General features: G+C 53.0%; 13 protein-coding genes. All 13 read left to right on the forward strand.

The window, feature by feature from the left end:
* Positions 1-60: 60 nt before the first annotated feature.
* The gene (locus tag CPZ25_RS14750) at positions 61-684 is read left to right on the forward strand and encodes an HD-GYP domain-containing protein (protein ID WP_096919121.1); all 624 of its coding nucleotides are present in this window, start codon (positions 61-63) and stop codon (positions 682-684) included.
* Positions 685-796: 112 nt separating this feature from the next.
* A complete protein-coding gene (locus CPZ25_RS14755) occupies positions 797-1561 on the forward strand; it encodes a hypothetical protein (RefSeq protein ID WP_096919122.1) in 765 nt (254 codons plus the stop codon).
* Between the two features lie 30 nt (positions 1562-1591).
* Positions 1592-6727, forward strand: a complete 5136-nt coding sequence (locus tag CPZ25_RS14760) for a hypothetical protein (RefSeq protein ID WP_096919123.1) — start codon at positions 1592-1594, stop codon at positions 6725-6727.
* A 105-nt stretch (positions 6728-6832) separates the two neighbouring features.
* Positions 6833-7504, forward strand: a complete 672-nt coding sequence (locus CPZ25_RS14765) for a hypothetical protein (RefSeq protein WP_096919124.1) — start codon at positions 6833-6835, stop codon at positions 7502-7504.
* Positions 7505-7546: 42 nt separating this feature from the next.
* Complete coding sequence (locus CPZ25_RS14770) at positions 7547-8167, forward strand: hypothetical protein (RefSeq protein ID WP_096919125.1); 621 nt, start codon at positions 7547-7549, stop codon at positions 8165-8167.
* A gap of 31 nt (positions 8168-8198) precedes the next feature.
* Positions 8199-8834, forward strand: coding sequence for a hypothetical protein (locus CPZ25_RS14775; RefSeq protein ID WP_133067064.1), 636 nt, complete (start codon positions 8199-8201; stop codon positions 8832-8834).
* Between the two features lie 30 nt (positions 8835-8864).
* On the forward strand, positions 8865-9533 hold the full coding sequence (locus CPZ25_RS14780) for a hypothetical protein (protein ID WP_096919127.1): 669 nt from the start codon (positions 8865-8867) through the stop codon (positions 9531-9533).
* 39 nt (positions 9534-9572) lie between these two features.
* Entirely contained in the window at positions 9573-10031 is a 459-nt protein-coding gene (locus CPZ25_RS14785) for a hypothetical protein (protein ID WP_096919128.1), read from the forward strand.
* A complete protein-coding gene (locus CPZ25_RS14790) occupies positions 10028-11278 on the forward strand; it encodes a dockerin type I domain-containing protein (RefSeq protein WP_096919129.1) in 1251 nt (416 codons plus the stop codon). Before CPZ25_RS14785 ends, CPZ25_RS14790 begins: the two co-directional genes overlap by 4 nt.
* Before the next feature lie 19 nt (positions 11279-11297).
* The gene (locus CPZ25_RS14795; protein ID WP_120785060.1) at positions 11298-13031 is read left to right on the forward strand and encodes an MBG domain-containing protein; all 1734 of its coding nucleotides are present in this window, start codon (positions 11298-11300) and stop codon (positions 13029-13031) included.
* Positions 13032-13280: 249 nt separating this feature from the next.
* Positions 13281-13664: a hypothetical protein gene (locus tag CPZ25_RS14800; RefSeq protein ID WP_074618159.1), complete on the forward strand. Its 384-nt coding sequence runs from the start codon at positions 13281-13283 to the stop codon at positions 13662-13664.
* A 364-nt stretch (positions 13665-14028) separates the two neighbouring features.
* Entirely contained in the window at positions 14029-14769 is a 741-nt protein-coding gene (locus CPZ25_RS14805; RefSeq protein ID WP_096919130.1) for a phage antirepressor KilAC domain-containing protein, read from the forward strand.
* The gene (locus CPZ25_RS14810) at positions 14756-15217 is read left to right on the forward strand and encodes a hypothetical protein (RefSeq protein ID WP_096919131.1); all 462 of its coding nucleotides are present in this window, start codon (positions 14756-14758) and stop codon (positions 15215-15217) included. Before CPZ25_RS14805 ends, CPZ25_RS14810 begins: the two co-directional genes overlap by 14 nt.
* Positions 15218-15232: the final 15 nt, after the last annotated feature.

The following is a 15232-nucleotide window of genomic DNA, read 5'->3' on the forward strand; positions in this document are numbered from 1 at the left end:
AAGGTTATACTGTTAACAGAAAAGACAGTATAACTTTTTTTATTGGAGGAGAGGAAAAGCATGTTGGAAAAAAAGCTGAATGAGAGCTTTAATACATGCAGCAAAGCCGTAAGAGACCACTGCAGACGTACCGGTGACCTCGTTCGCGAGCTGCTGGCTGTACTGGAGTGGCAGGAATTTGAGGAGATCTGGCGCTGGCGTGGAAAGCTGCCCTTTTACTACCACGATATCGGCAAAGCCATGTGCAGCGACAAGAATATAAAAGAACATCCGGAAAAGGGAGGCACTTTTTTCAGCGAATTGTATCGCCAGGCCAGAGAGGATGAGAGAGATGAACAAAGCATTGTCTTTTTTAGCATTGCCAGCGATGCCTGTCTCTACCACCATGAATGGCTGAACGGTTTTGGCTACCCTGCCGGACGAAAAAGTCAGGAAATCGTCCTGGTAGGCCGGCTCTGCGCCGTCGCCGACACCTGGGATAACCTGACCCACGAAACACCCGGCTGCCCAGCCCTTACCGAGGCAGCGGCCAAAGAAATAATGGAAGGAAAACGCAATATCCAGTTTGATGACTACCTGGTTAAAGCGCTGTTCCAGATTAATGGTTTCATGACAGAGAAGGAGGAGGAGGATATCATCGTCTCCCCCATCACCAGAAAGCGTCATTTCTGGAGTCTGAAATAAAATGCTGAAAAGCATATCTTTTTTTACCCTATTCCACCCGCGGCGGGGAGCGCCAAAAACCCCCGCCGCGGCTCTCTCTTGAGAGAAAGCTTTTTAAAGGAGAAGTATAAACGTGAGTACACAGTTAAAACAAGAAAGTAATTACGGTGGCCGGTATACCGATCCCGCCACGGGCTATACCACCGGCTACTATACCTTAAAACAGATGAAAACCCTCTATCCCCAGGGCGGCTATAGAGTGGCCGGGGGGATTGGAAAAATAAAAGAAGGCCAGTACACGGTTGCCCAGCGGCTGGAAGATAGCGAGGGCCACCAGATATCCGTGTACCGAGGCAGTGAATTTAAAGGCCTTATCAACAGCGTCGTTGGCTACGCGAGAGTCGATGACGATGTTTTTGTGGCCGTTGTGGGGAAACGCAGCCATAAAACACTGGTGCTGGCCCTGTTGGGCGTCGCGCTGCTGGCGGCAGCAGTATACTGCGCACTGAACTGGAACACCTGGTTCCCGCAGAAGCTGGACATTGACCCCAGCGCCGCGGCTGTGCCTACCCAGAACGTACCCCAGCGTGAAAACATTAACATTCCCGGCTATACGGTCATCACTGCCAATACCGACGGCAAAACCAAATGGAACCTGGTGAACCCAGAGGGGAACCCTTGCTATTTCCAGGTAGTCGTGAAGACAAAAGACCGAAACCGGGTGATTTACGAGTCCAAGCTCATGCCTCCAGGCAGTGAGATCAAAGACCCTGAGCTCACACGGAAGCTGAGCCCAGGCACCTATGACATTACCTTGCAGTACAACACCTTTGAGCTGGAGGGCGACCATGACCCCATGAACAACGCTGTTACCGAGGCACAGCTGGTGGTTGAGTAAAAATAAAGCAGAATTAGAGGAGGAACCGCCATGAATAGAAAAACCCCAATTTTAAGACAGATTGTTCCCGTCCTGCTGGCGGTGGTGCTGACATTGGGAACAATACAGATGCCCATCAAAGCAGAAGCGGCAGGGGGAAGCGGGACGAGGGCCGCGGTCTCCACCAATGATATCACCGTAAAGGCAGCTGTCAATGATGACACCTGGCTGGATAACACAGCCTACTATGATACCAGCTGGTATAACGCGGGTGCGACCGATTATCATATCGCAACGGCCGAACAGCTGGCAGGCCTCTCAAAACTGTCCTATGACGGCAACACCTTCAAAAATAAAAACATTTACATAGACCGGGACATCGACCTGTCGGCACACTACTGGGTGCCGATACGGTATATGTCCGCTTCGCTGTTTGACGGCCAGGGGAACGCCATTACGGGTCTGCGGCTGAATGACACCAAACTGGGAAAATATGAGACACAGCTGAATACGCCGCTTTGGGAAGGTTTTACAGACCATACAGGCTCGCTGGGTTTTATCAATGAGTATAACTCCATGTGGTGGCTGGAGGACGGGACAGAGGTCTGGGATGAGGTGACCTTTTCAACGATTAAAAATCTAAATTTCATAGATGCCAGCATGTACACCAGCAGTCAGAATAACAATGCGGTGCTCATTGCCTGTGGCACGCACCTGAAGATTGAGGGCTGTAGTGTCAACGACAGCGAGATATCCGCAGGCGGCAGTCCCTATTCGAGCAGAAACATGAGCCTCTTTAATGTCAGCTTTATCTGGGGAACGGCCGATTACCCATACGATAAGGGAAAAACCATAGGAGATATACGTGACTGCCATACAAACGGTTCTTCCATCTACATGCGGGATTTTGACCTTAGAAAAAATAGCCTAGCTCAATTTACACAGGGAATGATTTTTGGTTTTCTGTCCGGCGGCTACGAAAATCTAAGTGTTGTCAATATCTATAACAGTTCGGCTAAAAATGGCGGGATTTATTATCAAAACATCCAAATAGGCGGTGACGATGGCAAAGGAGACGGAATGTGTGTCAGTGGCTGTATTGCCGGCAATGAGGGTAATTCGCTCGTTAATATGTACGGCTGTGAAGCCGACATTGATTATGTCATGGATAACGTCAAAAGGATTAATTTATCCTATTACTTGGGCGGAATTGGCGGAAAGGTCAATGAGATTCAGAACTCAATCCATAAAGGAAGGTTTGAAATCACCAACATCACCGCAAAGGACAGTAATGGTTACATCGGTGGTGTGGTGGGAAAATCTACTAGCGATGTGATCAACACTGCGAACACCGGGGACATCATCGTTGATAATTTACATGATGCGGACGGCAACAGCCTGATGAGTGGGATGAACGTCGGCGGTTTCTGCGGCCTGTTGGCTTCCAACTCAGGAACAGACAAGCCCTACACGATTCAAAACTGTTACAACCTGGGCCGGGTGTCCTGTGAGACCCCGAATCCGGGGGACAACAAGGGTGGTTTTGTTGGGCTGGTGAACAATAACATCAGCGAGTTGATTTTCAAAAATTCCTTTGCCCTAAACTGTTACAAAGATGTCGGCACCTACCAAAAGGAAATTGCGACAACGTATGAGCCAGCCATCACCCTGGCGCAGATTGAGGAGAACGGAGCGGCTAAGACGGTCATCCAGACAGGTGACGACAACGCCTATATCAAACAAGGGGACCCGGCCCAGTTCGCGCCATTGAAGACAGCCGATACGCTGGGCGAAAACTTTGAGATTATTCTCCCGCATATTTCAACCTTCAAGAGCAGCAACGCGGATGCGGCCAAGCTGAATTATATGGTCAATCCAGACATGCCGTGGACGGGGGATCTTCAAATCAAGACCTCAGGGCTGAAGGGCGGCGATACGCAGTTCAGCGCGAAAATGCAGGTAAAACAGAACAAGCTGATCAATGGCAAATTTCAAGGTGCGGTGGAGAGTTTTGAGGCGGATTTAACCCTGAATTTAAAAGTGGTCAACGTGGATATGACGAACCAGACCCGGACCAGTGCCATCAACGGCGAGACTCCCTATGAGCTGAAAGCGGATTTGCAGGCTTACAGCGGCGGTGTGGCACTGGATCAGTATGACTACATCTGGCAGTATTCTGCCAACCCCCAGGAGACAGCGCCGGCCACCGGAGCCGCGGGGGATACGGGCGCCCAGACATTAAGCGGCCTGACAGCCTCCGATTCATGGACTGCCGGAGGGGCGGCGGGCAGTACATCCAGCACCAGGGCGGCGCCCAATGATAAATTTACAAAAGCGACTGACCCGGGCTGGTACCGGCTGAAAAGCACCCAGACCGCGGCCGATCAGGCCAGCAAAGGGTACGGCCCCTTCAATTTCTATTCGGAGTGGGTGTATCTCTCACTGGATGACCTGATGCTGATCCAGTCGGATAAATCCGGGCTGCTGGAGTTCAGTCAGAACAGTACGGCGGATGAGCTGGCCTATTTTAACGGGAACAAAAACCTGTCCGCCATCATTGAGATTTCACCGAGTTTTAAGGGCAGCATGGACTGGCAGTGGTATAAGAACAATACGCCGGTTGACGGGGCTGCGGGCACATTAAAAACCGCGGATTTTTCAACCGAAACCTATAAAAAAACGCTGGAATACACATTGGGTGAAAACTACGCAGAGTCCTTATCCGGCGAGTATGAGCTGAGGGTCACGAAGATCACCTATGACGACACCAGTATCGGGGAGGGCGGTGTCCGGGATATAAGGAGCCCGCAGGTCAAGGTGAAAACCTACGCTGCCAGCTTTGGCAGCACAGAACAGAGCGGACCGTCTTACGGCAATACGGAGTCCAAGCTGGAGATGACAGGCATCCGTCTCAGCAGTGATATGTACGATGCTGAGAACCAGGTCTTATTGGCAGACGCCTACTGGATCAAGAATGGGGATTACGGGCAGATTGCAGCGGCTTCGAACACAGACACCGTGCGCCACGCCACCCTGACGGATAACGGAGACGGCACCTATACTGCCACGTCCCAGTTCACACTGCTGGACGGCATGCAGGGAGATAATTACCAGCTGGTCATTTTTCCGCTGGGGCTCACCCGGAGCGCGGACACGACCCCAAGCATGCGTTTTATTAACAGCGCACAGGATAAACTGGCGCTCTATGGCATTACGGAGCTTGAGTATAAAACTAAAAGTGAGGACAACCGTTATGTCAACACGAAATTAACACCGGAGGTGCCATTTATGGATGCCGCAGAAGTAACTGGTAACAATCCTGCGGGAAGCGTTACCTACAAAATGGCGCAGGGAAACAGCAAATTTAAGGTTGACGCTGACACAGGTGCGATTTCCTGTCTGGATCCGAGTGGCTTAACCGCAGGGCAATACAGCCTGGTTATCGAAGTGACCGAGTCAGGCTTTAAGTTGGTTGACCCGGAAACGGGGCAGGAGACAGGGCCTCTGATCACAGGGGATAAGACCACCTACCAGAAAAATCTGACGCTTGAGATTGTCGTTTCTCTGGAGTATGACTTTTCAGATGCAGTAGCGGTTAATAAGGACTTGTATATATACAAGGACGGATTTATCTTCAGTGATTCCCTCATTGATGAAAGCGTGGTGGTCGAAACAGAAGGTTATAATACCTTAGGTGGGAAGGCGCTTACGCTGAAGTCCAGTGATCTGACAAAACCGTCTGCACACCGGGTTATTGTGGTATCCGGCAACCATGTGGGCGCAACGGCCATCAATGTTGACCAGCTCACCCTAAGCGGGAGTGACATCCCGTTACAGATCAAAGGCGGGGCTACGGCAGAGTTCAGCCTGAAGGAGGGCAGTGTTTCCAGCTTCAGCGGAACAACAACCGGTCTTTTGAGCGAAGGCATCAGCACCTTTTCGGGATCGGGAACCTTGAATCTTTCAGGCCCGGCCGGAGCCTCCGGAAGCGGCAGCCTGAGCCTGAACGGCGCCACCGTAAACGCCACCGGCAGTGCCGGCGCAGGCATCGGCACCAAAACCATCAGCATTGAGTCCGGAAAAGTGACAGCTGAGGGCGGCGGCACCGGCGCGGGCATCGGCGGTGTGCCGGACGGTTCGGTCACCATCGGCGGGACCGCCATGGTCACAGCCAGAGGTGCAGGCGGCGGCGCAGGCATCGGCGGGGGAAACACCCAGCTGGCTGGAGAAATCCGGATTAACAGCGGCAATGTGGCGGCTGTGGGCAGCGGCGGCTCGGATGGTATCGGCAGCGGGGCAGGGGCAAATACCTTAGCCCACAAGGCCACCATCATCAACGGCGGCTCGGTGACAGCACAGGGCAGCGGCGCCAATGTCCGCAACCCGGTTAACGATACCGCCCAAAACGGCAGCGGGAAGATTCCCCTGCACCGTGTGGTGCTGAAGGTGGGCGAAACACCAGAGGCTTACGCAGGACAGCGGGTCAGCGGGTCCACCATCTGGTATGGGGATACGGGCACCGCGGCGTCTCCGGCAGTCAGCTGGTCGGCAGCGGTCTCCGGACCGGATTTCCAGGTCGATGGGGCGTCGGGCGGTTTACTGAGTATGTATCTGCCTTATACGGCTGCTTCGGCTGTGTCGGAGGACGCTTATTACGCCAGTGTTTCGGCAGAACTGCCCGACGGCAGTGTCTACCGGAGAAAAGTGCGCGCCAACGCGGATGACAATCTGACAGCTTCACTGCTGGCGGATATGACTTATCAGCTTGGAATCCCGGCTGAGATACAGGCCGGAACGCCTGAAAATCCAGTGATCATCGGGCATGGTGTCAAGGCAGATTTCGATTTGTCCGTGGAAAGTAATATTCAGGAGGGCCGGACAGTAGAGGTCAGTCTCTCGCCATCAAAGGGAGCCATGGGCGCCTGGGGTACCTTCATCATGAACAACACCGCGGCCAGCCACAATGGTTTTACCCCGCAGTACCGGGTGCAGACTCCCGGCGGCGTTCAGCTCTACACCGAAGGGCCCTTCTGGACCTTCAGCGGGCAGGACGAAGCTGAAAACGGAAAACGGGTGAAACAGGGATCGGTGCTGCTCTCAGGTTCTCAGACCCTTTACGCGGGCAGCTATACGGGCAATATGACCTGGCACGCTGTCTGGGACGATCCGGTGGTCGGCGGCGAGTAAGCTCTGGCCCCTGGTCTGCTAAGAATGGTTGTAGGGGAAACGGCTCTGCTGCGGGCAGTTTCCCGACAATAGATTACAAAATTCACACAGAAAGAGGTAGAAGAAATGAGCATGAAGAAAAAGCTGGCCGCAGGCGCGGCAGCCCTCGCGGTGACGGCGATGTGCTTTGGCACAACGGCCTTTGCCGCGGAAACAAACACCATTTACAGTGACGGAACAGACAACTCGGCTCCGGTCACATCGGACAACTCGAATTCGACAGAAATTGAAGTCACCACCATCAAGGAGGGGGACGCCACCTGGTCGGTGGAAATTCCGAAAAAGCTGTCCTTCAGCAATGTGACAGCCACCTCCGCCACGGATTTCATCCAGGAGCTGCCCCTCAAGGCAACCATCCTGAATGTGAACACGAGCGATGAGGCTCTGGAAAACCAGATTGCCAACCTTGTGGTAAAGGTCGGCGACAGCTTCAAACCCACCCTGGCCCTGACCACCGATGCAACCAAAACCATTGCAAACGCCTATAAGGTGAAGGATCCGTCAAAGGCCGACGTGACCGATGGCAAAAACCCCATCGCCACCCTGACCCAGGCATCCGACAGTGCCACTGGTTTGGTTGAGCTGGATAAAGCGAGCTTCAACGGCAAGGACGCCGGTACCTACACAGGTAAGCTGACCATGAAGATCACACCGACCCGCGTGACCGTGCCTGATCCTGAACCCGATCCGACACCGTCACCAGAGCCAACGCCAGATCCAAGCGGTCCGGTTGAATAGGCATTCAGCACAGGATATTTTAAAAGAAAGAGGTAAAGAAAAATGGCAATGAAAAAAAGACTGGCCGCCAGTATGGCCGCCATCATTGTAGCAGGCATGTGTTTTGGCAGTACCGCTCTCGCGGCAGATGAGAACAACACCCCGGTCAACGGGACGGGGACAACAAACAGCGTGACCGATGAAAACACCGAGGTTAAGATGACCCTGGACACCACAGCGGCCGACCCCACCTGGTCGGTGGATATCCCGCTGGAGGTTTCCTTTAACAGCATCAGCGTCAACAGCCCGGATTCGGCCTTGGAAAAGCCTTTAAAATACAGCTGCGCCATCAATAATGCGGTGGAATCAATCCCAGAAGGAAACAAAATTAAAAGCCTGACCGTCAAACTGGGTGATAACCAGATGTTTGACATGTACAAAGCGGACGAACCGACCACCAAGCTGAAAAGTGTTTTTGGTGTGGTGGCTGAAGGCAGCACGGACGGCAATTTTGTGGAAGCAAAGGGTAAGATTGTGACCATGACCCCGGATAAAATCGATGGCGAGGGAAAAATCAAGCTGGATAAGAGCGTTTTATCCGCCGGCGGCGTTGCAAACGGCAGCTATAAGGGAAACCTGTCTGTGGTCATCACCCCTGAAAAGGTTGGCACGCCGGCTTCCTGAGAGTTAAAAAATTAGAGAGGATATTAAGAAAATGGCTATGAAAAAAAGAGTAGCTGCCAGTATGGCAGCGGTTTTAATGACAGCGTTATGTTTTGGCTCCACCGCCCTGGCGGCAGACGCAGACAATCCGGTAAACGGCAGCGGGGACACCGCTACGCCGGACAGCCAGACAGAGGTAAAATTATCCTATAAACTGGAAGACGGAGCACCAACCTGGTCGGTGGATATTCCGCAGACCATTGCTTTCAGTGATATTTCAGTAAACAGCCCCCAGAGCGCTCTGGTCAAGGATTTGGCTTACAGCTCTGTGATCAACAACAATGTGGCTGATGCGACATCCAAGATCACCAAGCTTGAGATCAAGCTGCCGGAGGGCGATGCTGCGAACACCTTCACCATGTTTAACGCCGATGCGGCGGGAGACCCTGCGAAGGTAGCGGGAGCCTACGGCGTTGTGGCCGCGGGCGCAGCTGCCGATAAAGACGGCCTGTTCACAACAGTGGCTGCTGGCGGCACCATTGTCACCATGACCGAGGATGTGGCCGACGGAACCGGTAAGGTACAGCTGGACAAGACAAAACTTAAAGATTTTAAGGACGGTAATTACAAAGGGAACCTGACCGTTTCCATCACACCGACCACAGAAGCTGTAACACCAGCACCGTGACATTATAAAAGGAAAACGAGGTAAATAAAAATGGCAATGAAGAAGAAAATCGCCGTGGGCTTAGCGGCACTCACCATGACGGCCCTATGCTTTGGCACCACTGCTTTTGCGGCAGGTGAGAGCTATCCCATCAACGGGAGCGGCAATGACACCACTGCGGGTGCGAATGACGTCACCACAGACGGCACCGAGGGTAAGAACCAGACCGAGCTGGAGCTCTCCTTCAAGGAAGTGACCCCGGGTGAAGCGACATGGTCGGTGGATATCCCCCAGAAAATCACCTTTGAACAGATCTCTGCCACCACAGACCCCAGCAAATTAGTGAAGGAGCTGTCCTACTCCTCCTATATCCACAACGGAACCGAAGCTGATGTGCAGGACGGGGAGAAATACTACACTATCGAAAATCTGGCGGTAAAATTAACGGACAGCAACAAGTTTAACATGACCAATGTGAAGGACCCGACCGTCATCGTAAAAGATGCCTACAAAGTGATGGACGCAGCAGATAAAGAACTCGAGAAGGGAGACACCATCGTCACCATGACCGAGGACGTTAAGAGCGCTGTCGGAAAAGTAAAACTGGACGACACAAAGTGGAATGGCTACACGGAACCGGGAAAATACAACAGTCAGCTGACAGTCACCATCTCACCGACGGTCACAGAGAATACCAAGTCAACGACCCCTGCGAGTTAACTGCCGCCGCCATTCATTTTACAGAAAGCAGGTCCTGCAATGAAAAAAAACTTAATCATCACCCTGGTACTGGGCCTGCTTCTTCTCACTGGGCCCGGTGTCTCAGCGGGTAAGCTCAACAATTTTTACCCTGAGGGCTCGGCTGAGATGGAAGTCGAGCTGATGCCCGGGTACATGCTGGAGGTACCTGCCGGGGTCGATATTCCCTATAATCAGGAGGATACCGACGCCGGGACAGTGTGCGTCTCCATGATGGTGCTGGAACCCGGGAAACAGCTGAAAATCAGGGGTGAACTGGAAAACCTGAAGACAGAAAGCGGCCAGACCCTGCCCTGCACCATGGATTTTACAGACGTGGACGTGACCGACAACCGGGCTTACCCCATCAGGGTGCATATCGGCAAACAGGACTGGGCTGATGCGCCTGGGGGCGCCTACCAGGCCAACATGACGTTTTGGGTAGAGATGCAGGATGCCGGCTCAGGAGGGACAGAATGAAAAAACTAAAAACCCTATTGTCGTTAAGCCTCATTTTGTGCCTGCTGGCCGCACCCGCCTCAGCCGCTGCCGAAAAAGGCGGCAGCACCCCCATCACCGCCACCGTGCCGTCCAGCCACCAGGTATCGGTTTATTACAATCGGGGCGGGGGCGTGAAAAAAGACAATGCCGATGTAGATTCTGGGACGGCGCTGGAAATCCCGCGCCATCAGGACGCCGTTTTCACGCTGGAACCCAAAACCGATTATAAAATTCTATCCGTGTTTTATCAGGGAAACGATGTGACGCATCAGGTGAAAAACAACCGTCTGAGCTTACCCAAAATCAGCGATGACGGGACCCTTCAGGTCAGTTATATCCCTTCAGACGTCTCTCAGGATGAGAACTACCGCTTTGTGGTGAGAGGCCGGATCGTCCGAAACGGCGAGCCGCTGGCCAACACGGACATTGAACTGCACTCAGAGGTTCAGCAGACACGGACCGATGATAACGGGCAGTTTGTTTTTAACAGTGTGCCCGAGGGAGCGCATGAGCTCTTCGCGATGGAAAACGGCCAGGTCATCGGCACGGCGGATTTCCGAATCGACCGCACCGGGAACCTCGACGGCGTTGAGATGGATACCCTGCCAGACGGGACTATCCAGCTGGTAACGAATATCCATATCAAAACCATCGAGCTGAACCTTATCCTGCGGGAGGAAGACAGCAGGCTTGAGATCGAGAGCGCGGATACCCCAAAGGGGAACCTGATTTATAAAACCGTGGATAAAGACGGAGCCGCTTTATCGGTTGAGGACTGCGGTATTAAAGCAGACACGGACGAGCGGGAGCTGAAAGAAGGCGATACGGTCTATCCGGGAATGACGCTTGAGATTGCAGCGTCGGGGAATATTGCGGAGAGAGCGTATGTCCCTTATGCCACCGCGGTTTCCGAAAACAGGGCGGAGCTGGTTTCCAAACCCACAGCGGTTAAACGGGAGTACAAAACCCGTTATACCGTCACTGAGGAGGATCTGGCCGATGGACAATGCGCCATTGTATCGAATTATGTGCTCCTGGGGGATGTGACCTTTGATGGGCGGATCAATGCGCAGGATAGCGGGAAATTAAAACGGATCATTTTGGAAACAGATCAAAAGTCGGAATTGGAAACAACCGCCATTGATGTCAATTTTGATGGCCGGATCAACTCTCAGGATGCGAACAAAATGAAACGTTATATTCTTGAGACAGATAAAGTCTTTTAAAAAGAAGTATGGAGGAAGAATGGAGAATAAACTTAAGCTTAGACGGACAGCTGCTTTAATGTTGTCGGTAATGATTCTGGCTTGTTTCAGCTTAACATCGGCCATTATGCCGCAGAAGGTTAAAGCAGAGGAAAACAAGGTAATCTTTACTCTGGATCAAAAAGTGCCGGTTACAAGGGGCAGTGAGGTGACCATCAATGCGGTCATGGATTCAACAAAACAACCTTGCAGCAACCTTCAGTATTACATTGACTATGAAGCTGACACGCTGGAATTTATCAGCGGGACTCAGGACAGCACGCTTTGGGAGGGCGGTGTAGCCGCAGTAAAAGCCAAAAGTGCAAAAATATCAACAATTAAAGGTTTTGTTAATTCAAACAGCGGTGAAAATGAAGCGATCAACAAGCCGATTATGACCTTTAAGTTTAAAGTTAAAGATGATGCGCCTTCTGGGATCGCTGAACTGGCTTTTAGAGCAGATGTCGCAAATTTCCCTGAAGTCGTCGGTACTAGTGATGGCGGAACTGTGCCATTTGAGTTTAACAACGGCTCCGTCCTGGTGGTATCCCCCATCACCGGAGTGACCTTAAACAAGGAAAAACTATCCCTGACAGCAGGCGGCAGCGACACCTTAACCGCCACCGTGAACCCGGCCGACACCACCGATGACAAAACCATCGCCTGGTCTGCGGGTAATGATAAGATCGCCGCGGTGGACAATACCGGGAAGGTCACCGCAATCAGCGCGGGAACAACTGACATTACCGCTACCACTGTCAATGGCAAAACTGCCAAGTGCAGCGTGACCGTAAGCCCAATGGGCACAACAGCCGCCCAGGCGCCAACAGCCACTGGTATCACCTACGGCCAAAAGCTGGACGAAAGCACTCTGTCCGGCGGCAGTGTTAAAGGCGCGGACAATGCGGAGGTAAAAGGAACCTGGCAGTTTGAAAATCTGGACGCGATCCTGAGCGCGGGCAGCCAGAAAGCGACAGTAGTCTTTATTCCGGCCGAACCGGGCAAATACAGCCAGTGCGAAGCAGAAGCGACTGTGGAGGTTGCGCAGCTGAACATTACAGTAACACCGGCGGCTCTGGAAGAAGGCAAGGTTTTAGGAAAAACCTTTGGCGAAAAAGACGGCGAGCTCACCTACACGCTGTCACCCGCTCTGGTGGGCGATGATAAAATGACGGGCACTCTGGCCCGCGGGGCAGGTGAAGACGCCGGCACTTATCCGATTAATTTGGGTACCTTAAGCGCAGGGGACAACTATACCCTTACCCTGGCTGAAGGGGCGGTTTACACCGTCAACAAGGCTCTGCCGACCTTTGATCCTGCGCCTCAGGTCAAAGACCCGGTGGACAAGGGGATTTCCCTGAAAGAGGTTAAGTACACGGAGGGCAAAGCGCTGGACATCAACGGCAAGGCTCTTAAAGGTACTTTTGAGTGGGTGGATTCTGACCTTAAGGTGGAAAAGAGCGGCAATTATAAAATGCGCTTTATACCTGACGATCCCAATTACGCCACCATGCTTATAGATGTTACGGTCAAGGTAAAGGGTGATGACAGCAAGGTTCCGACGCCAGGAGCGCCCACACCGGAAAGTCCTCAGCCGCATGTAACAGGCGGCAACCCGAATACCGGTATTTTAAATAATCCGGCAGTTCTTTATCCCATGGCAGCGATGATGCTGGCAGCGGTAAGCGGCTGCATGGTTCTGTATTTTAAACGGATAAAGGTTGGAAAACACTAATATCCATATAAAACTATTTTATTATAACGATAATCAAGTTCTTTATTAGCACACATTTAACACAGCCGGGGCCTTGTCCCCGGCAAATTTTTTATTACCTGGAGAAAAGGTACCTATTAACAGCCTTAATATTTGAAACGTCTGGAGCGGATGCTCCGGCGCTGCCGCAGGGCAGCGATACAAAAGGGTCTGCTAAAATCATTGTGATTTTGGCAGGCTCTTTTTTTATAAGAAAAAGGAGTAAACGATATGCATTTAACACGTGAGGCAATGCACACCTATTTAGTGGAACGGGGGCTCATGGCTTTGGCGCCTGAATACGGCCCGGCGGGCGAAAACGGCTGTCGCCTGTACTTTAAGGACGGCGGGAGCTGCTGGCTGCACAAGACCACCGAGGCTTTTAAAAATAAGGCCTGTGAATTTTACCGCATCGACCGGGCTGCCCGCAAGGCGGACGACAGAGCGCTGCTGGGCGGCAGGGAAATGCTGCCGCTGTGGCTGCATGCCAAAATGATTCTGATGCCCTGCAAAATGCGGACCTCGGTCCTGATTGACAGTGACGGCCATTACGGCGACGTCAATCTTTTTTTCTCTACAGGGGAATTCGCTTTAAGGAGAAAAAGATATTACTGAGAGAAAACCAGGCCCTGTCCTACTGTATGGAACGGCGGGCCATGAAAAAGAAGCTCCTCCAGGCTGAGCGGATTCTGGATTACTATGATCCGGAATGGGAGATGCCCAGCCTGAAGGCGCTTTTTTTAGAGATCGGCGGGGTGTGAAACAACTGGTCTGGCGCAGGCGTTTTTTTAAAATCTGCCCTTTGGCGCAACCAGGCCGTCCGACAGACCCCGAAAATCCGCAAAAAAGAGGACTTTGGCGCAACAGAATGCTGCGGGCCTGTCTGAGACGGGAAAGCAGGGATTTTTGAAATCCGGTATCATAAGAGTCACTTAAGTGAGTGAAGCGCGCTTCGAATAATGGATTCGGAGGAAGAAAAATGCAAGCAATGATACAGGAATTTGTCGATGAGCGGTTTGGCCGCGTGCGTGTGCTGGAGGAAGGAGACGGTACGGTTTTGTTCTGCGGGGCCGATGTGGCGAGAGCCCTTGGTTACCGCAATACCCGCAGCGCCATCAAGCGCCATTGCCGGTACGGTGTGAAACGGACCGTACCCCACCCGCAGAACCCGAGGCGGCTGCTGGACATGTTTTTTCTGCCCGAGGGCGATCTGTACCGCCTGATCATCGGCAGCAAGCTGCCGTCAGCCGTGGCTTTTGAGAAGTGGGTCTTTGACGTGCTGCTGCCCGGGTTGAGGGCGGCGGGCGGCTATACGGTCAGACGGCCGGAGATCTCGGCGCTGCTGTTTGAAAAGGAACGCCAGGTGCAGGCCCTGACCGCCCAGCTGGCAGAGCGAAAGGATCTGGAGCTGTTTGCCAGCCAGCTGATGCGCGCCGGCGGGGGCGTCTCCATGCTGCGCATGGCGCGCCTGCTGCAGGACGCCGGCGTCCGGACAGGGCGCACCCGCATGATGGCGTGGATGAGGCGGCAGGGCTACCTGTGCCGCTCCAAAAAGGAGGACAACATTCCCACCCAGCGGGGCATGGCCCTGGGCCTGTTCGTGGTGGAGGAGAGCCTGTACGCCCCCAGGCCCGGCGTGGTGCTGCTGAACCAGACCACCCGCGTCACGCCAAAAGGGCAGCAGTATTTTCTGAAGGTGTACCCGCGTGAACTGGATTAAGGAGATCAAATATTTCTATGACTGGCTGAGGGATCACGCCCTCAGCCATGGCGCCCAGGCCCTGTGGTTTTACCTGATGTACCGCAACAACGCCTGCGCCCTGCCCACCACCTCGGGTGAGTGGCTGTGGCGCGTGGAGTTTACCGTGCGGGTCGAGCATCTGGAGCAGGCCCTGGGCTGCGATTACCGCTCGGTTATCCGGTACCGGAAAGAGCTGGCAGACGCCGGCCGCCTGAAATACCAGAAGGCTGTCAAGGGCCGCCATCCGGGCATCTACACCATGATTCCCTTTGTGAAAAACCTGGGCCCCGTCACCCGCGAAAACCTGGGCGGCGGGCAGGCGCTGGTTTATGATTATGTGGGCGGCATGCACGACACCGCTGTCATCAAAAACAGCCAAAACGGAAGAATAGCGGCAGATGAAACGACAGCCTTGTCGTCCTTTTAATAATACTTATTAATA

It is taken from the genome of Eubacterium maltosivorans (assembly GCF_002441855.2).
In the GTDB taxonomy this organism is placed as follows: Bacteria; Bacillota; Clostridia; order Eubacteriales; family Eubacteriaceae; genus Eubacterium; species Eubacterium maltosivorans.